A 17,587-nucleotide genomic window follows, 5' to 3' on the forward strand; every position below is an offset into this window, starting at 1 on the left:
GGGTGAGCCGGCTTAGACACAGCTAGATGTGGATACGAGACAGGAGTGACCGGCTCGCCGGTCCGGCGCCCGGAGTGACCGGCTCGCCGGTCCGGGGGGGTGAGCCGGCGTGAGCGACGGTCACCGATTCGCTGCTAGGATCGTGCGCGTGACCGCTCCGTTGTGGTGTGGTCACAACCAGATTCCTTTTCCCTGTCAGCGGGCACTGTGTCCGGTGACACTCTCCTGAAAGGCTCTCCTCATGTTTGACATCCTCGGATCCCTCGCAGTCTCCGATGCCGGAAACCCCGTGTGGTGGCTCCTCGACACCGCCCATGACACCATCGAGAACGGCTGGGGTATCCTCACCGAGTTCATCAAGGACAGTCTGACCTCCGTCGGCTCCACCGACGGGCGTAACTGACCGACACGCCCCCGGGCACCAGCCGGAGCCCGGTTGTCTCGCACCCGGCCCCGCGACGCCGACAGGTTCGGCGGCGCGGGGCCTCCGCCTGCCTCAGCAAGGTGCCGGGAAGTGGTGCGACCCCCGCCAGAGATTTCCCGGCGGTCTCCTCCGGACGCTGCACCGCACCCGGGAGAGTTCCGCGGTCGACCGGAAGTGCCCCTACCAGGGCAACGGATGCGGTTCCTCCGCCGGTACGGGCTCCCGGCTACCTCACGTCCGTCCTGCGGTCACGCCACAGACCCGCGCCGGTGAGTACCACGAACCAACCGACAATGACCAGGTAGCAGACCGCGGTACTCAGGCCGAGGTCCAGTGGATCTGATCCACCCATCAACTGGTTCATTCGCTGGACAGGAGCGACGGCCGCCAGGGGCCGGAAGAGGTCGATGGACCCGGCCGCCATCCCCAGCATGCCGTCGATGACGAGCATCCAGGCGACAGGTACAGCCACCGAGGCAACCTGGCCTCGCAGGATGCAGGCCAGTCCCACACACATCGCGGCGAAGAGCACGGAGGTGACCAGGCCGACCGTGACCATGTGCACACCGGTGCCGAGCACGAGATGCCCTCCGAGGACGCCGCCGATCCCCACCGCCAGCGCAGTGCCGACAGCGTACGTCACCGCGGTGAACACGGCGGTGACCGTCACTTTCGCGATCACCCACTGCCAGCGTCCGTGCTGGGTGAGGAACGCCTGCGCGTGCATGTGGTTACGGATGTCGCCCGCGGTGCCCGAGGCTGCGAAGATCACGGCGATGAGCTGGAAGATCGGCAGTCCGGTGAGCAGGGTGGACCAGTCCAGGTCCGGACTGCCCTCACTGAGCAGTGCCACAAGGGTGACAGGACCGTAGAGCGAACCGGTGAGCAGGATCGCGTACACGGCGGAGGAGCGGACACTGAACAGTTTCGTGATCTCCGCCCGGAGCGGGTTCAGGGGAGACACCCGTGGCACGGCAGACCTCCCCGAGACCGTCGAGGTTCCCTGCACTGCTGCTGTTGACGTCGGTGACATGGTTCAGTTCCTTCCGGTTACGGCGGATTCGGTCCGGTACTCCTGGGCACCGGAGGTGGCGGCGAGGAAACGGGTCTCGAGGTCGGCCGACTCGACCCGCAGCCCGGTGACCGGCACTGACGCCGCCAGAGCGATTTCGGCGACGGCCCGGCGAACTTCGGCGTCGGTTCCCCCCTCGGGGACGTCGACGAGCAGTTCGACGCCTCCGGTTGAGGGCCCGACGGAGGTGGCGTCCCCCACCGTGAATCCGGCGGTGAAGCCGGCGTCGCGGAGACGGTCCGCCAGAACTGCGGTGGTGTGCCGCTCCGGCGTCTCGACGAGGACCCTGGATCCACCGGCGAGGAATTCGGACATCGTGTACTCGCCGATCATCCGCCCCCGGCCGATGACCACCAGCCGGTCCGCCGTCAGCTGCATCTCGGACAGCAGGTGCGAGGAGACGAGGATGCTGCGCCCCTCATCCGCCAGGCTGCGGATGGTGCGGCGCATCCAGCTGACCCCTTCCGGGTCGAGACCGTTCACCGGTTCGTCGAGGATGAGGTGCTTCGGGTCGCCGAGAAGGGCCGCCGCCAGGCCGAGCCGCTGCTTCATGCCCAGGGAGTAGCCCCCGACCTTCTTCTTCGCCGCGGATGTCAGTCCGACGATCTCGAGGCACTCCTCGACCCTCCGGTCCGGCACCCCTGCTCCACGGGCGAGAACCCTGAGGTGGGACCGTCCCGACCTGGCGGGGGTGAACCAGTCCGCTTCGATCAGCGCGCCTGCGGTGGACGCCTTGTCCGCGAGGGAGGGAAAGTCCCGGCCGTCGAAGGTCACGGTTCCTGACGTGGGCCGGTCCAGTCCGAGGATGCAGCGCATGGTGGTTGACTTACCGGCCCCGTTCGGGCCGAGGAAGCCTGTGACGGTGGCGTCGGGGACGGTGAAGGACAGGCCGGCCACGGCGTCGTGGCTTCCGTATCTCTTGTGCAGTTCAGTGACTGTGATCATGGCTACCATGGTCGTCGGCCCGGCCGACCCGCACATCGGTCCACGGTCTGATCCTCCTGAGGCCGACAGCCCCTCCCGGCTCATACCGGAGTATGAGGCCGGAGTGTTGGGCCGGGTGTGAGGCCGGTTCTGAGGCCGGAGTGTTGGGCCGCTCTCCCGCGCCTACCCGTCGAGCAGGTTGACCGGGTCCACCAGCCCGTGCCGGAAGGCGAACAGTACCGCGTGCACCCTGTCCCGTGAACCGGTCTTCGCCAGGATCCGCCCCACATGGGTCTTCACCGTCGGCAGTGAGACGAACAGCTGGGCAGCGACCTCCGTATTCGATGCCCCCCTGGCCATGAGCACCAGGATCTCCCGCTCCCGGGGGGTCAGGGGGTCGACGAGCCCGAGGGAGTCGTCCTCGTCCGGGACACGGACAACCTGCCGGGACGGGGACGCCGGAACTCCGGCACTGTCCTCCCTGACCCTGCGCAGCAGACGTGCGGTCGCCTTCGGCGAGATCACTGCGGAGGATTCCCCGACTGTACGGACCGCGGCGATGAGGTCCTCGGGATCGGCGTCCTTGAGGAGGAATCCGCTGGCACCGGCGGTGACGGAGTCCATGACGTACTCGTCGTTGTCGAAGGTGGTGAGCATCACGACACGGGTAGGGGCACCTGACGGGCCTGCCACCCGCCCGTCGACGATCAGCCTGGTCGCGGTGATCCCGTCCATGTCAGGCATCTGCACGTCCATGAGCAGGATGTCCACCGGATGCTCGCGGGCCGCACGGACGGCGTCCCGCCCGTCCACCGCCTGCCAGGCGACGGTGATGTCGTCCTGCGAGTCGAGCACCATGGCGAAACCTGCGCGGACCAGCTGCTGGTCGTCGGCGAGGCCGACAGTGGTGGTACCGGTCATGTCGACAGCTTAACCGTCACCCTCCACCCGCCGGGGTAGATGTCCGAGGGACCCCACCCCGCCGAGCCCCCGTGGACCCGGGCCCGCTCCTTGAGGCCGAGCAGCCCCTGTCCTCCTGCTCCCCCTGCAGCGGACTCCGGGTCGACGAGGCACTCCCCCGGCGTGCCCGGGGAATTGTCCACGGTGATGGTCAGGCGGCCCGGCGCGGTCCAGTCGATCACGATCGTCACCCCGACCCGCCCGGCGTGTTTGAGAATGTTCGTCAGCGACTCCTGCACCGTGCGGTACACGGTCAGTCCCACAGTCGGGGAAACTTCCCGGGGGCGCCCGAGCACCTGCAGGTCGACCTCCAGTCCGGACCGCCGGGCGTCTTCGACGAGAGCAGGCACACCGGCGACGCCGGGGGCGGCGGAGGTCCCACGCAGACCGTCGTCGCGTAGCACGCTGAGCAGCTGACGCATCTGGGCCAGTGCCTCCCTGCCCGTGGAACCGATGGTCTCCAGGGCCTCGATCGCCTTGTCCGGGTCCTTCCTGCCCGCATATCTGCCACCGTCGGCCTGGGCGATGACGGCGGTCAACGAATGTGCGACGATGTCATGCATCTCACGGGCGATCCGGTTGCGTTCGGTCACCGCGGACAGTTCGGCCCGGGCTGCGAGGTTCTCCATGCGTTCATGCTGCCGGCGTACCCCCAGGCCGAGCTGCCAGCACAGTGCCACCGACACGATGACCAGCAGGACCAGGACCGACAGGGTGACCGTCAGTTCCCGCACAGGGACGTCGCCGACCGCGGCCCCGGTACCGCCCCAGCCGAAGCCGAACACGGACGCCAGGACCGCGAGCAACGCCGTGGCCACCGCGCCGACCGACAGCAGGGCGAGCCACCGTCGACGGTGACGACGGACGTACCCGGAGATGAACCAGGCCTCGTAGCCGACGATGCCCGCACCCAGCATGTACACCGGCGACATGGCCGCCGCGGCGGTCAGGGATCCCGCGGCGACGACGGCGAGCCCCGTCTCAGGGCGCCGACGCTGCAGCAGCAGTCCGATGAAGGAGATGCCGTACCCTCCGGCCAGAAGCACGCCGGTGACGGTGCCCGCGTCCGAGGTGACCGACTGACCGGGGGTAGCGGACTCCCCCAGTGGTTCGACCGCGTTGACCGCACTGACGACGTCCAGCATCCCCAGGAACAGGAACACCACGGACTGGACGATGAACTGCAGCCAGAATCCACGGTCCCGCCAGAACCTGCCCGCAGGGGCCTGCACGGCCGCTGCTCCACCGGTGTCCTCCACGAGGGGTAACTCTACGTCGTCCGCCCGATTCACGGGTCAGCCTGCGGTATGATCCGGCAGCATGGCTGACGTCGTCTTCGATCATGTGAACATCCGGTATCCCGGAGCGGACTCCCCCACCGTCAGGGACCTCACCCTGGAGATCGCCGACGGAGAGTTCCTTGTCCTCGTCGGACCTTCCGGGTGCGGGAAGTCCACCACCCTGCGGGCCCTGGCGGGACTGGAGCCCACCAGCAGCGGGACCATCTCCATCGGCGGAAGAGACGTCACCGGTGAGGAACCCGGGGACCGGGACATCGCGATGGTGTTCCAGGACTACGCCCTGTACCCGCACATGTCCGTGCGGGACAACATGGGCTTCGCCCTCTCCATCAAGAAGCGTCCGAAGGAGGAGATCGCCCGACGGGTCGAGGACGCGGCCCGTATCCTCGACCTCACGGAGTACCTGGACCGCAAGCCGAAGGATCTGTCGGGAGGTCAGCGTCAGCGGGTGGCCATGGGCAGGGCCATCGTCCGTGAACCCCAGGTGTTCCTCATGGATGAGCCGTTGTCGAACCTGGATGCGAAGCTGCGGGTCCAGACCCGCGCCCAGATCGTCAAACTGCAGCAGAATCTCGGCGTCACCACGGTGTACGTCACCCACGACCAGGTCGAGGCGATGACGATGGGGCACCGGGTGGCCGTGCTGCGTGACGGTGAACTCCAGCAGGTGGACACCCCCCAGAACCTCTACCGCGACCCGGTCAACGCCTTCGTGGCGGGATTCATCGGTTCCCCGTCGATGAACCTGCTGACTGTCGGCGGGACCCTGCCGTCGGTACGTGCCTCTCTGCCGGAACTGGGCGTCGATCTGCCTGCCGGGGCTGTTCAGGTGGGGGTGCGTCCGGAGCATCTCACGGTCGTCGACACCGGAGGTCCCGGCCACCACGGCGCCGGCAGCGCCGGTCTGACCGGCACCGTCACCCTCGTCGAGGAGCTCGGGGCGGACGCCAACGTGTACGCGGACACCGCGTACGGGCCGGTGACGGCACGGACAGCTGATTCACCCGGTGCCCTGCCCCCGATCGGGGACACCGTGGTCTTCGGTCTGGCGGACAATGCCCGGGTGTACTTCTTCGACTCTGCGGGCGAGAGGGTACGCGCCGGCGTCAGCACGGTCGGTACAGCCGGTACAGCCGGTACAGCCGGTACTGACGGCGCATCCACCGTCCGTGGTGACGGCGACGGGGAGTGACCGGCCCCCCTCCCCACCCCTGAAACGGAAGCGCGGCACGGTGAGCGTGTCCCACGGATGCCCCCGCAGAGGCACCGGAGATACTAGACTCGTCCGGAGCACCCGACGGCACACCGCCGACGGGGACGTTTCACTGAGGACCCCAACTGAAAGGTCAGGCCCATGGCTCACCTTCCTCAGCTTCCGACGAAGCTGCTCGCCATTCTCGCTGCCACCGGTCTCACCGCCGGCCTGGTCGCCTGTTCCTCCGACGACGACAGCTCCGGCGGAGACACGGCGTCGAACACCTCCCGCGGACCGATCAGTTTCGCGATGGGCAAGAACGACACCGGAAAGCTCCGCCCCGTCATCGACAAGTGGAATGCCGCCCACCCGGACGAGCAGGTCACACTGAAGGAACTTGCGGGCGAAGCGGACGCCCAGCGTGAGACCCTGGTCCAGTCCCTCCAGGCAGGCTCCTCGGACTACGACGTGATGGCCCTCGACGTGGTCTGGACCGCCCAGTTCGCCGCCAACGGGTGGCTTGCGCCGCTGACCGGGGACCTGGAGGTCTCCACCGACGGCATCCTCGACGCCCCGGTGCAGTCCGCGACCTACAACGACACCCTCTACGCCCTGCCCCAGAACACCAACGGTCAGCTGCTCTACCGGAACACCGAGCTCGTGCCGGAAGCCCCCCAGAAGTGGGATGACGTCGTCGCCGCCTGCCGGGCCGTGCTCGAGAAGAACAAGGACTGCCTGACCACCCAGCTCAAGCAGTACGAGGGCATCACCATCGCCACGGGGAACTTCATGGACGGATGGGGTGGCGGCATCCTCGGTGACGACGGACAGCCGACCGTCACCTCGGACGCCTCCCGTGAGGGCCTGCAGGCCCTCGTCGACGCATACAAGGACCGCACCATCGCCCCGGGTTCGACCGCGGCGACCGAGGAGGAGACCAACCTGGCCTTCACCGAAGGTTCCACAGCGATGGCGATCAACTGGCCGTACATGTGGACCAACGCCCAGGAGGCGGACGCCACCCGCGGGAAGGTGGAGGTCCAGCCGCTGGTCGGCAAGGACGGTACGGGTGTGTCGACCCTCGGCGGGTACAACAACGGCATCAACGTCAATTCGAAGAACAAGGCGACCGCCCTGGACTTCATGAAGTTCATCGTTGACCCGGAGAACCAGAAGTCCTTCGCCGAGGCGTCCTTCCCGCCCGTTCTCGCCTCGATCTACGACGACCAGTCCCTCATCGCGGACTTCCCGTACCTCCCGGTGCTCAAGGAGTCCCTGGAGAACGCGAAACCGCGTCCTGTCTCCCCCAGCTACGATGCCCTGTCCAAGGCTGTCCAGGACAACGCCTACGCCGCCGTCAACGGGACCGCTGACGTCGACAAGGCGACGACGGACATGGATGCCGCGATCCGCAACGTCACCGGCTAGTTCCTGAAAGGCCCCGCCACCGGTGCGGGGCCCTTTCCGTTCCACCCCGGAGCCCACACGTGCTCCGCGTACCCCGCACACGTCCTCCACCCCGTCCCGCTTTTGTAAGGTGTCCTCCCGTGAGAACCAAGAAACGCGACCTCCGGGCCGTCTGGCTTGTCGGACCCAGCATCGCCCTGCTGGCCGTCGTCATCGGATACCCGGTGCTCCGCGCGGTCTGGCTGTCCTTCCAGGCAGACAAACACCTGGACAAGTCCACCGGAATGTTCGTCGAGGGCGGCTTCGCCGGATTCGACCACTACCTGTACTGGCTGACCCAACGGTGCATGTCACCCAACGGGACCGTGTCCACCTGCGCCCCCGGTAACCTGGCCGTGGACTTCTGGCCCGCGCTGAAGATCACCCTGTTCTTCGTGGTCGTCACCGTCGCCCTCGAGACGGTGCTGGGCCTGTGGATGGCGACGGTGATGAACCGCAGCTTCCTGGGCCGTGGCCTGCTGCGCGCCGCAGTGCTCATCCCCTGGGCCATCCCCACCGCGGTCACCGCCAAACTCTGGCAGTTCATCTTCGCCCCGGAAGGCATCGTGAACTCGCTGACCGGACTGGACATCGCCTGGACGACCGACCCCTGGGCTGCGAGGTTCGCGGTCATCATCGCGGACGTGTGGAAGACCGCACCGTTCATGGCACTGCTCATCCTCGCCGGTCTGCAGATGGTGCCACAGGGGGTCTACGAGGCGGCGCGGGTCGACGGTGCATCCCGCTGGGCCCAGTTCACGCGGATCACCCTTCCGCTGATCCGGCCGGCGCTCATGGTCGCCATCCTGTTCCGCACGCTCGACGCACTGCGCATGTACGACCTGCCGGTCATCATGATCAGTTCCTCGGCGAACTCCCCCACCGCCGTGCTCAGCCAGCTCGTCATTTCTGACATGCAGGGCGGCAACTTCAATTCCGCCTCCGCGATCTCCACACTCATATTCCTGCTCATCTTCGCGGTCGCATTCATCATGGTGAAGTTCCTCGGCGCTGATGTCGCAGGCACGCAGAACATGCCGAAGGACCAGGGGAAGAAGAAGCGTCGACGGCACCGCGACACCGACGCGACGCCCGCCACCACAGGAGAGGAGATCACCCGATGAACCGCGACGGCCGTTCATTGCTGCGCACCGTAGGCGGATACCTCGGCGTCATCGTCATCGTCGTCTGGGCGCTCGCACCGTTCTACTGGATGCTGGTCACAGCATTCAGGGACAAGAGCCACACCTTCGACACCACTCCCCTGCCCAGCCACCTCACACTCGAGAACTTCAGTGAGGCACTGGCCACCGACAAGGGGAACAACTTCCTGCGCGCCATCGGCAACTCCCTCCTCATCGGCGCGGGAACCACCGCCATCGCACTGGCGGTGGGCGTGTTCACCGCCTACGCGCTGGCCCGGGTCGACTTCCGTGGCAAAGGGTTCGTCACCGGCATCATCCTCGCTGCGTCGATGTTCCCCGGTATCGCACTGGTCACCCCCCTGTTCCAGCTGTTCACCGACCTGGGGTGGATCGGTTCCTACCAGGCGCTGATCATCCCGAACATCTCCTTCGTCCTGCCCCTGACCGTGTACACACTGACCTCCTTCTTCCGCGAACTTCCGTGGAAGCTGGAGGAGGCCGCCCGGGTCGACGGTGCGTCCCGAGGTCTGGCCTTCCGGAAGGTGATCCTCCCGCTGGCCGCACCGGCGATGTTCACCACCGCCATCCTGGCCTTCATCAACACCTGGAACGAGTTCATGCTGGCCAAGCAGCTGTCCTCGACATCGACCGAGCCGGTGACGGTGGCCATCGCCCGCTTCTCCGGCGCCAACGCCTACGAGTACCCCTACGCGGCGGTGATGGCCGCAGGTGCCCTGGTCACCGTCCCGCTGGTGATCATGGTCCTGGTCTTCCAGCGTCGGATCGTCGCCGGCCTCACCGCCGGCGGCCTGAAGTAGTGTCCGGGAACCGAGCCGGGGACGGGGGTTCTGCAGACCCGGGCCCGAGGCACCTGCCCGCCTCGGAGTACCGGCGACGACGCACGGTGTGGGAGTCCGTGCTGGGGTTCCTCGCCGTGTTCGACGTCCTCGCCCTCATCCAGGCGGTGTGGAACCTGACCGGGGACGCCGCGGTGTGGCCCTCCCTGGTCCTCCTCGTCTTTCTCCTGCTGACCTGGGGTGCCTGGCGTCAGTGGAACCGTTACCGGGACTGAGAGCCCTTCCGCCCCGCCCCGGGTCAGGACCCCGGGATCAGGGGCCGGGTCAGGCCCGTCCGACAATCCGGTGCAGCATCAGTGCGACGTACTCGCGCAGGTAGGACGCCGGGATCGCGGCCCTCGGAGTCGGGGCACCCAGCACCACCGCGGAGAACGGCAGGCCGTTGTCACCCCGTTCCCGTCCGAGCATCTCCACGATCCTTTCCGTCCTGAGGACGTGGAAGTCCGAGGTGCACACCACCACCGACGGATCGTGGACGCCCCGCTCCTCCAGCAGGTCGAGACTGAAGTGAAGGTTCTCGGTGGTGTCCGTGGCGTCCCCCTCCTCGATGACCGCTGCCCGGGGGAATCCACGGGAGGCGAGGTAGTGGTGCATCGCCTCAGCCTCGGTGCAGGGTTCGTCCTCTCCCCTGCCGCCGGAGACGATCAACGGTGTACTCCGTGCGGGGCGCCTGGCGGTCACCGTGTACCAGGCCTGCGCACCCCGGTCACACCGGCAGGCAAGCAGGTCACTGACCTTGTCGTCGACCAGTCCCGCCCCGAGCACGATCACGGCGTCCGCCCGTCCAGGGGCGGCACGCCGCCGGCCGCGTGCGACATCCCTCAGGTAGTGCAGCATGGACCAGACGGCACCGGCCCACAGGAGCAGACCGACGGCACCCATGACGACCAGTGCGATCCTGCCGTCGTCTCCGCCTTCCCCGAGGCTGCCCACCGGCACAGCCACCAGCACCAGCGCACCCGCCCCGAGGCTCAGCAGTTCCGCTGCGGCGATGACGGTGGCCAGGTGGTACCAGCCCCGGCCGTCACTTCCGGGCAGGGTGTCCCCCATCCACCGGGCGACGATCCAGCCGGCCGCACCGACGGCGGCATGGGCCACAGCGAATGCGCACCACATGGTGCCCGGGAAGCCGGCCCCTGTCGCGGCGATGAGCAGCCACACCCACGCCAGCAGGCCCAGTGCCCAGACCAGGATTCCGTTACCTCCCCACCTGGACCGGGATTTCACACTCCACGCGGTGACGAGGAAGAGCAGGACCAGCAGCAGACTGACCAGGAGCAACGGTGTCATCGGGGTGGACTAACCGCCCATCAGTTTCTGCCTGAGCTTCAGGTCCTTTGCCAGCACCTCGTCACGCATCGTCGACTGGTAGTCGACCATCTGCTCCATGAGTTCCGGGTGTGCGGTGGCGAGGATCCGCACCGCGAGCAGCCCCGCGTTCTTCGCACCGTCGATGGAGACGGTCGCTGTGGGCACCCCGCCGGGCATCTGCACGATCGACAGCAGTGAGTCGAGACCGTCAAGGTTGCCCAGCGCACGGGGTATGCCGATCACCGGCAGCGGGGTCGCGGCCGCGACCATGCCCGGCAGGTGGGCGGCACCCCCGGCGCAGGCGATGATCACCTTCAGGCCCCGGGTGTGGGCCCCGCGGGCGTAGTCCAGCATCCTTTCCGGGGTGCGGTGTGCGGACACCACGCCGACCTCGTGCGGGACGCCGAAATCTGCGAGGACCCGGGCTGCCGGCTCCACGGTGGGCCAGTCGGAGTCGGACCCCATGATGATCCCTGCCGCGGGACCGTCGAAAGCGGGCCCTCTGTCGGTTGTACCGGTCATTCTCCCCTGTCCTTCCAGGTGGCGGTGACGAGGAACCCTGCCGCGAGCTCGGCGTCCCTGCGCAGGTTCTCCACGTTCACCGGTGTCGCAGCTGTCCCGGTGGGCAGCGAAATGTTCACGTGGCCGATCTTGCGTCCGGGACGCCACTGTTTTCCGTAGAGGTGGATCTTCGCCGTGGGATAACGCCGCCACACCTCGTCCATCCTCCGGGCAGTCGGCATCTCCGGGTCACCGTCAGGGTCACCGAGGATGTTCGCCATCACGGTGGTGGTGGAGGTCATGGCCGTGGACCCGAGCGGGCGGTCGAGGACTGCCCGCAGGTGCTGCTCGAACTGACTGGTCACGCAACCGTCCTGGGTCCAGTGGCCCGTGTTGTGCGGACGCATCGCCAGTTCGTTGACGATGATCTCCGGCTCCCCCGCCTCATCGAGGGTCTCGAACAGCTCGACGGCGAGCACGCCCGTGACCCCCAGTTCCGCGGCAATGTCACGGGCGAGTGTGTGCGCCTGCGCCACGACACGCGCCTGGCCGTCGGTCGCCACCGGCGCCGGAGCCACGGCCAGACTGCAGACCCCGTCCCTCTGCACGGACTCGACGACCGGCCACGACTCCGTCTGCCCGGAGGGTGTGCGCGCCACCATCGCCGACAGTTCCCTGACCAGTCTGACCTTCTTCTCCGCCATCAGCGGAACACCCCGGTCCAGCAGTTCAGCGACGAGGGACGCCGTCTCCCGCCTCGTGGCGGGGAACCAGACGCCCTTGCCGTCATAACCGCCACGCCTGGTCTTCAGGCACACCGCTCCGTCGGTGGCGTCCCAGAACCCCTCCCCGTCGGCGACGGACAGGATCTCGGCGAACGGAGGAACCGGGGCGCCCAGTTCCCGCAGACGTCGCCTCATCACCAGCTTGTCCTGCGCATTGATCAAAGCGGACGGCCGGGGCTGGACGTTGACCCCGGCGGCGATGAGATCCTCGAGGAAACGGTTCGGGACGTGCTCATGGTCAAAGGTCACGGCGTCCGCCCCGTCACTCACCGCCCGGACGACATTCTCGTCGGTGTAGTCGCCGAGCCAGACATCCCCGGTCGCCTGGGCAGCCGACGATCCCCCGCTGCCGGCCAGCAGCCGTACCGTCAACCCCAGGCCGATACCGGACTGCTGCATCATCCGTGCCAGCTGACCGTCCCCGATGACGGTGACCAGGGGCATACCGGGTGCGTGGGCTTCCGGCCGGGACAGGTGCAGATCAGGTTCGTCACTCACTCCCGCAAGTATACCGGCCGGTTCCGGCGCGCAGCCTGTGCCCTGAGCATTGCCACGAACTCCGCGGCGTAGGGCACGTCGACCAGTCTCAGCGGCCGCCTGTCGAACCTGGTCAGCACCTCCACCGCCTGTCCCCGGCGACGGGCGTCGACGACGGAGTCGAGCGGCACCTCCCCGATCCGGGAACGCCAGTCCCCCGACGCGGTGACCAGGCGCAGGTCGGTGAGGATGATCCGGCAGCGTTGACGGTGCACGAGTCTGCGCAGACTCCGGCGCCAGGCCACCCAGACCCACAGGACCAGGAGTATCCGCCGGCACCACAGGGCCGGCAGCGCGGTGGAGGACACCCCTGGCAGGCCGGGCACGAGGGCCGGATTTCCGGGGTAGTACCCCACGGCAGTGACCGCCGCCCCCGCCAGGTGCGCGTCCAGCAGGCCGACGAGCATCCATACGACCCCGGTGACGAGGACGAGCTCCAGCACCGGGAAAACGACACTGCGCCGACTGGGGCTGAGGTCGGCGAGAATCACCTCCTCCGGCGCGAAGCGGATCTTGGACATCGCCCGCTCACTCCTCCCCGGGTCGCAGGTGCACCACATCACCGGCGGTCACGGTACGGCGTCCACCGTCGGTGGTCCCGATGACCAGCTCCCCGTGCGGCCCCAGGTCCACGGCCGTGCCCGTGACTTCCCCGCCTCCGGGAAGTTCCGCCCTCACCAGGGTTCCGAGGGTCGAGGACAGTTCACGGTAGCGGGCCCGGACCTGCGCCGCGGCGTCCCCGTTCTCCCGCCACGCCCCGTCCACGGCGAAGAGGTGGCGCAGCAGGACCGCGGTGACCCTTTCTCTCTCCGCGACGTCGGGTATCCCGACCCCCTCCAGCGTCAGGGAGGTTGCCGCGGCCAGTCCGGCCCGGTCGAACTCCTCCCTGGTGACCGACAGGTTCAGCCCGATGCCCGGCACGATCGCCGGCGGGGTGAAACCGGCCGCCTCGACGAGGATGCCGGCCAGTTTGAGCGGCCGACCGGAATGGATGACCTGCAGGTCGTTGGGCCATTTCAGGACAGCGGGGACGCCGAGTTCGCGCACCGCTTCCGCACAGGCCACGCCGATGAACAGCGGCAGCTCACCGAGCCGCTCGGGGTCGACGGACTCCGGGGCGAGCAGAACGGAGCAGATCAGCTGTGAGCCGGCGGGCGCGGACCACGGCCTGCCCATCCTCCCGTGTCCGGTCTCCTGCACTTCCGCGAGCAGCACCGTACGGTCTGCCGCCGACCCCCGGGCGGCCTCGGCCGCCAGGTCGGAATTCGTCGACCCCGTCGACACCACGTGCCGCACCGTCACGTCACGCACGCCCGCCGCAGACAGCAGGTCACTGATCCGGCCGGCGTCGACGGGGCCCCGGTCAGGCCGGGCGGGAATACCGTGTGTCTGGGTGCTCATGACTGTCGAGGATAACGGTGACGGACAGGACAGAGTAACGACGCCGCGGCAACTTCTCTTAGACTGTCCCCCATGACTGCTCCCACCCCTGCCGATACCTCAACCGACATGTCGACCACAGTCGGCAAGCTGCAGGATCTGCGCAACCGTCTCACCGAGACGCTCGCACCTTCCGGAGAGGACGCCGTCACCGCCGTCCACGACGCCGGTCGGCTCACCGCCCGTGAAAGGGTCACCACCCTGCTCGACCCCGGTTCTTTCGTGGAGATCGACGCTCTCGCCCGGCACCGGTCGAACAGCTTCAACCTCGACCGCGAACGCCCTGTCACGGACGGTGTGGTGACCGGTTACGGCACCGTGGACGGCCGTCAGGTGTGCGTGTTCTCCCAGGACGCCACCGTCTTCGACGGTACCGTCGGTGAAACCCACGGGGAGAAGCTCATCAAGGTCATGGAGCTCGCCGAACGTGCCGGTGTGCCGCTCATCGGGATCCACGACTCCTCCGGCGCCAGGGTGAAGGAGGGGGTGGCGTCCCTGGGCATGTCGGCGAAACTGTACCGGCTGCGGTCGAGGATCTCCGGCGTTGTGCCGCAGATCTCCGTCATCGCCGGACCCACCGCGGGGACGGAGGCCCACCAACCGGTGCTGGCGGACATCGTCATCGCGGTGGAGGGCGCCCACCTCTACCTCACCGACCCGGACATCACCCGCAGTGTCATCGGGGAGGAGGTCGACGCCGACGAGCTGGGAGGGGTGACGGTTCTCGCCGGGAACGGGACCTCCCACCTCACCGCGGCCGACGACACCGCCGCCCTGGACCTGGTGCACGATGTGCTGGCACAGCTGCCCTCCAACAACCGTGCACTGGTTCCCGCCGTCGAGCCCTCCGACCCGGACACCGCGGCCCTCGACACGGTCATCCCCGACTCCCCGCTCGCCGGCTACGACATTCTCGACGTCCTCGCGGGGACCGTGGACCCGGGCAGCCTGCTGGAACTGTCCGCCGACCATGCCGGGAACGTCCTCACCGCCTTCGCCCGCATCGACGGCCGGGGGGTCGGGATCGTCGCCGACCAGCCGGCGGTACTGGCAGGTGCCCTGGACGCCGCCTCCGCGGCGAAGGCCGCCCGCTTCATCAGGATGTGTGACGCATTCAACATTCCACTGGTGTTCGTCGTCGACTCCCCCGGTTTCCTCCCCGGCGTGAACGAGGAGCGGTCCGGACTGCTGCGACGTTCCGCGCCACTGTTCGCCGCGGTCGCCGAAGCATCCGTCGGAGTGCTCACCGTGGTGGTCCGGAAAGCCTTCGGCTCCGCGTACGTGGCCATGGGATCCAAGGGACTCGGCGCTGACCTGGTCCTGGCCTGGCCCACCGCCCGGATCTCCCACGCGGACGCCGCGAACACCGTCACCGTCGTCCACGACGACACCCTCGCCAAGGCTGCCCGGAAGCGCAGGGACGTCGAGGCGCTGCGACGCCAGCTCACCGAGGAGATCGAGGACACGCTTCTCACCCCCTACGCTGCCGCGGCCCGTGGGCTGGTCGACGCGGTCATCGCCCCGTCCGAGACCCGCCGCCGGCTCATCGACGGGCTGGCACTGCTGGAACGCAAGGTCGTCCCCGCCCCGGACCGTAAGCACGGCAATCTTCCTCTGTAGAGGATTCGTCCCAGGTCCGAAATCCCAGGTCCGAAATCCCGGGCCAGAAGTCACGGAACAGAAGCCCCAGAGCCGAAAAGAGAACTCCACATGACCGACAATCCGCCCGTCCCGGTGACCGTGCTCCGCGGCCTGCCGGGGGCAGACCCTGATGAACAGGACCGTGTCGCCCGGGCCGTCTCCCTCGCCCTGACCTCGCTGGCCGGTGAACTGTCGTCGTCCACCGGACGCTACGAGGACCCGCGCGAGGCACTGCGCCGCGATCCGCGTGGGGCCTGGGGTGTTCCCGGGGTCGGACGACGAAACTCCGGTACCTTCTCCCCGGCCGGGTTCCGTGCCTGAACCCGCCGTGCCTGAACCCGCCGTGCCCGACAACACCGGCACACTGCCCGACCGCCCGGTCCTGGTACTGGCGTCCTCCTCCCCCTCGAGGCTGTCCGTGCTGCGTGCCGCCGGAACCGAACCACTGGTGGTCGTCCCCGACGTCGACGAGGACGCCGCCGTCGCCGAACTCACCGACCGCCTCGCCGACCGGGGCGTCGCACCCACACCCGAACAGACCGTCGTCCACCTCGCCGAGGTCAAGGCAGATGCGGTGGCCGGACGCCTTGCAGCGGACGGAGGCCGGGACACCACCGCCGGCGTCCTCACCGGTGACCCCGGGCCTGACCTCCTGAGCGACGCCGTGATCGTCGCCGGAGACTCCATGCTCCTGCTCGACGGCCGACTGCAGGGCAAACCCCACACCGTGGAACGCACCGTCGAGCGGTGGAAGGCCCAGCGGGGACGCACCGCCACTCTCGTCACCGGACACGCGGTCGTGCACCGGGGCCGACGGATCTCCGTGGCGTCCTCGACGCAGGTGCATTTCGCCCGGGTCTCCGACAGGGACATCGAAGCCTACGCCGCCACCGGTGAACCCCTGGAATGCGCCGGCGCCTTCACCCTGGAGGCTCTCGGCGGGTGGTTCATCGACCGCGTCGACGGGGACCCGTCCGGGGTCATAGGACTGTCGTTGCCGGTCCTGCGTCGTGCACTGGAGGAGTTCGGTCTGTCCGTGTCCGATTTCTGGACGCGGTGACCCGGCCGCACCACCGTCCCGGGCCCTGTCAGTGTGATCTGCAGCCCCACAGGTCACGTGGGGGGACCCCCGCAGTTAGACTGATCAGCAGACATGAAAGGCGGTACCCGTACCCATGGGAATCGAGAGTGACCCCAGCCCCGCGCTGCAGCAGTACGCCCACCCCGAGCGTCTCGTGACGAGCTCCTGGCTGGGCGCCAAACTTGGCGGAGCGGGGCTCAAGGTCGTCGAGTCGGACTCCGACAGCATCCTCTACAACATCGGACATCTCCCGACCGCCATCCGCATTGACCTGCACAACGACCTCGGCGCCCCGGTGTGCCGGGACTTCCTCGACGGTGCCGCGTTCGCCCGGCTCATGGACGACAAGGGCATCACCCGGGACGACACCGTCGTCATCTACGGCGACGAGTCCAACCTGTGGGCGTCCTACGCCTTCTGGGTGTTCGACCTTTTCGGCCACCCCGACGTGCGCCTCCTCGACGGTGGACGGGAGGCCTGGATGCAGGAGGAACGCGAAACCTCCTACGATGTCCCGCCCGGGCCGACCCGTGGCTACCCCGTCATCGAACGCGACGACAGCACCCACCGGATCTTCGTCAACGAAGTGCTCGCCGACCGGAACGACCGGCGCAACATGCAGCTGGTCGACCTCCGCGACCCGGCGGACTTCGCCGCCGGTCACATCCCCGGGGCGGTCAACACCGACCCGTCGACGATGGTCCACCCCAACGGCCGGTTCCGCAGCAGACAGGACCTCGAGGCTGCCTTCTCCTTCCTCTCCCCCGACGATCCGGTGGTGACCTACTGCGGGACCGGCGAGCGGGCCGCGCACCTGTGGTTCGTCCTCCACCACCTGCTCGGCAGGAAGGATGTCCGCTGCTACGACGGTTCCTGGGCCGAGTGGGGCAACATGGTCAGAATGCCGGTCGAGGCCGTCTGACAGCAGTCGCTGACGTCAGCTGACCCGGTTGTAACAGCCGGGCTG

At 68.1% G+C, this 17,587-nt stretch carries 19 protein-coding genes; 10 read left to right on the top strand and 9 right to left on the bottom strand.

The window, feature by feature from the left end; translation table 11 throughout:
* The first annotated feature begins 241 nt into the window (after positions 1-241).
* Positions 242-403, top strand: coding sequence for a hypothetical protein (locus BN3906_RS14645; RefSeq protein WP_154669485.1), 162 nt, complete (start codon positions 242-244; stop codon positions 401-403).
* Positions 404-650: 247 nt separating this feature from the next.
* Here the strand turns inward: BN3906_RS14645 and BN3906_RS02580 are convergent, their stop codons facing one another.
* From BN3906_RS02580 to BN3906_RS02595, 4 genes are all read right to left on the bottom strand, one after another.
* Complete coding sequence (locus tag BN3906_RS02580; RefSeq protein ID WP_227871198.1) at positions 651-1,457, bottom strand: ABC-2 transporter permease family protein; 807 nt, start codon at positions 1,455-1,457, stop codon at positions 651-653.
* 3 nt (positions 1,458-1,460) lie between these two features.
* The gene (locus BN3906_RS02585; RefSeq protein WP_066585903.1) at positions 1,461-2,450 is read right to left on the bottom strand and encodes an ABC transporter ATP-binding protein; all 990 of its coding nucleotides are present in this window, start codon (positions 2,448-2,450) and stop codon (positions 1,461-1,463) included.
* 153 nt (positions 2,451-2,603) lie between these two features.
* On the bottom strand, positions 2,604-3,341 hold the full coding sequence (locus BN3906_RS02590; RefSeq protein WP_066583709.1) for a response regulator: 738 nt from the start codon (positions 3,339-3,341) through the stop codon (positions 2,604-2,606).
* Positions 3,338-4,639: a sensor histidine kinase gene (locus tag BN3906_RS02595; protein WP_237559637.1), complete on the bottom strand. Its 1,302-nt coding sequence runs from the start codon at positions 4,637-4,639 to the stop codon at positions 3,338-3,340. Before BN3906_RS02595 ends, BN3906_RS02590 begins: the two co-directional genes overlap by 4 nt.
* A gap of 61 nt (positions 4,640-4,700) precedes the next feature.
* On the opposite strand from BN3906_RS02595, the gene BN3906_RS02600 reads away from it, so the two are divergent.
* The 5 genes from BN3906_RS02600 (at position 4,701) to BN3906_RS02620 (ending at position 9,539) form a co-directional block, all read left to right on the top strand.
* Complete coding sequence (locus tag BN3906_RS02600) at positions 4,701-5,873, top strand: ABC transporter ATP-binding protein (protein WP_078057053.1); 1,173 nt, start codon at positions 4,701-4,703, stop codon at positions 5,871-5,873.
* A gap of 162 nt (positions 5,874-6,035) precedes the next feature.
* Positions 6,036-7,304, top strand: coding sequence for an ABC transporter substrate-binding protein (locus tag BN3906_RS02605; protein ID WP_078057054.1), 1,269 nt, complete (start codon positions 6,036-6,038; stop codon positions 7,302-7,304).
* 119 nt (positions 7,305-7,423) lie between these two features.
* Positions 7,424-8,446, top strand: coding sequence for a carbohydrate ABC transporter permease (locus tag BN3906_RS02610; protein ID WP_066583711.1), 1,023 nt, complete (start codon positions 7,424-7,426; stop codon positions 8,444-8,446).
* Positions 8,443-9,285 carry a carbohydrate ABC transporter permease gene (locus tag BN3906_RS02615; protein ID WP_066583713.1) on the top strand — a complete coding sequence of 281 codons (843 nt, stop codon included), beginning with the start codon at positions 8,443-8,445 and terminating at the stop codon, positions 9,283-9,285. Before BN3906_RS02610 ends, BN3906_RS02615 begins: the two co-directional genes overlap by 4 nt.
* Complete coding sequence (locus tag BN3906_RS02620; protein ID WP_227871196.1) at positions 9,285-9,539, top strand: hypothetical protein; 255 nt, start codon at positions 9,285-9,287, stop codon at positions 9,537-9,539. The genes BN3906_RS02615 and BN3906_RS02620 overlap by 1 nt, the downstream gene beginning before the upstream one ends.
* 49 nt (positions 9,540-9,588) lie before the next feature.
* Here BN3906_RS02620 and BN3906_RS02625 read toward each other — a convergent pair whose 3' ends face one another.
* From BN3906_RS02625 to BN3906_RS02645, 5 genes are read right to left on the bottom strand one after another with little or no spacing between them, the layout of a single operon-like run.
* Positions 9,589-10,614 (bottom strand): YdcF family protein, encoded by a 1,026-nt coding sequence (locus BN3906_RS02625; RefSeq protein WP_066583715.1) that lies wholly within the window; start codon positions 10,612-10,614, stop codon positions 9,589-9,591.
* 9 nt (positions 10,615-10,623) lie between these two features.
* The gene (purE, locus tag BN3906_RS02630; protein ID WP_066583718.1) at positions 10,624-11,157 is read right to left on the bottom strand and encodes a 5-(carboxyamino)imidazole ribonucleotide mutase; all 534 of its coding nucleotides are present in this window, start codon (positions 11,155-11,157) and stop codon (positions 10,624-10,626) included.
* Positions 11,154-12,419 carry a 5-(carboxyamino)imidazole ribonucleotide synthase gene (locus BN3906_RS02635; protein ID WP_066583720.1) on the bottom strand — a complete coding sequence of 422 codons (1,266 nt, stop codon included), beginning with the start codon at positions 12,417-12,419 and terminating at the stop codon, positions 11,154-11,156. The genes purE and BN3906_RS02635 overlap by 4 nt, the downstream gene beginning before the upstream one ends.
* Positions 12,416-12,979, bottom strand: coding sequence for a hypothetical protein (locus BN3906_RS02640; RefSeq protein WP_066583722.1), 564 nt, complete (start codon positions 12,977-12,979; stop codon positions 12,416-12,418). Before BN3906_RS02640 ends, BN3906_RS02635 begins: the two co-directional genes overlap by 4 nt.
* Positions 12,980-12,986: 7 nt before the next feature.
* The gene (locus tag BN3906_RS02645; protein ID WP_066583726.1) at positions 12,987-13,859 is read right to left on the bottom strand and encodes a biotin--[acetyl-CoA-carboxylase] ligase; all 873 of its coding nucleotides are present in this window, start codon (positions 13,857-13,859) and stop codon (positions 12,987-12,989) included.
* 72 nt (positions 13,860-13,931) lie between these two features.
* On the opposite strand from BN3906_RS02645, the gene BN3906_RS02650 reads away from it, so the two are divergent.
* From BN3906_RS02650 to BN3906_RS02665, 4 genes are all read left to right on the top strand, one after another.
* The gene (locus tag BN3906_RS02650) at positions 13,932-15,518 is read left to right on the top strand and encodes an acyl-CoA carboxylase subunit beta (RefSeq protein ID WP_066583735.1); all 1,587 of its coding nucleotides are present in this window, start codon (positions 13,932-13,934) and stop codon (positions 15,516-15,518) included.
* A 90-nt stretch (positions 15,519-15,608) separates the two neighbouring features.
* Positions 15,609-15,860 carry a hypothetical protein gene (locus BN3906_RS02655; protein WP_066583737.1) on the top strand — a complete coding sequence of 84 codons (252 nt, stop codon included), beginning with the start codon at positions 15,609-15,611 and terminating at the stop codon, positions 15,858-15,860.
* Positions 15,861-15,903: 43 nt separating this feature from the next.
* Positions 15,904-16,599, top strand: a complete 696-nt coding sequence (locus BN3906_RS02660) for a Maf family protein (protein WP_066585912.1) — start codon at positions 15,904-15,906, stop codon at positions 16,597-16,599.
* A 115-nt stretch (positions 16,600-16,714) separates the two neighbouring features.
* Positions 16,715-17,542, top strand: coding sequence for a sulfurtransferase (locus tag BN3906_RS02665; protein ID WP_066583739.1), 828 nt, complete (start codon positions 16,715-16,717; stop codon positions 17,540-17,542).
* The last annotated feature ends 45 nt before the right edge of the window (positions 17,543-17,587 follow it).

The sequence above is a fragment of the Corynebacterium provencense genome, from assembly GCA_900049755.1.
GTDB lineage: Bacteria > Actinomycetota > Actinomycetes > Mycobacteriales > Mycobacteriaceae > Corynebacterium > Corynebacterium neomassiliense.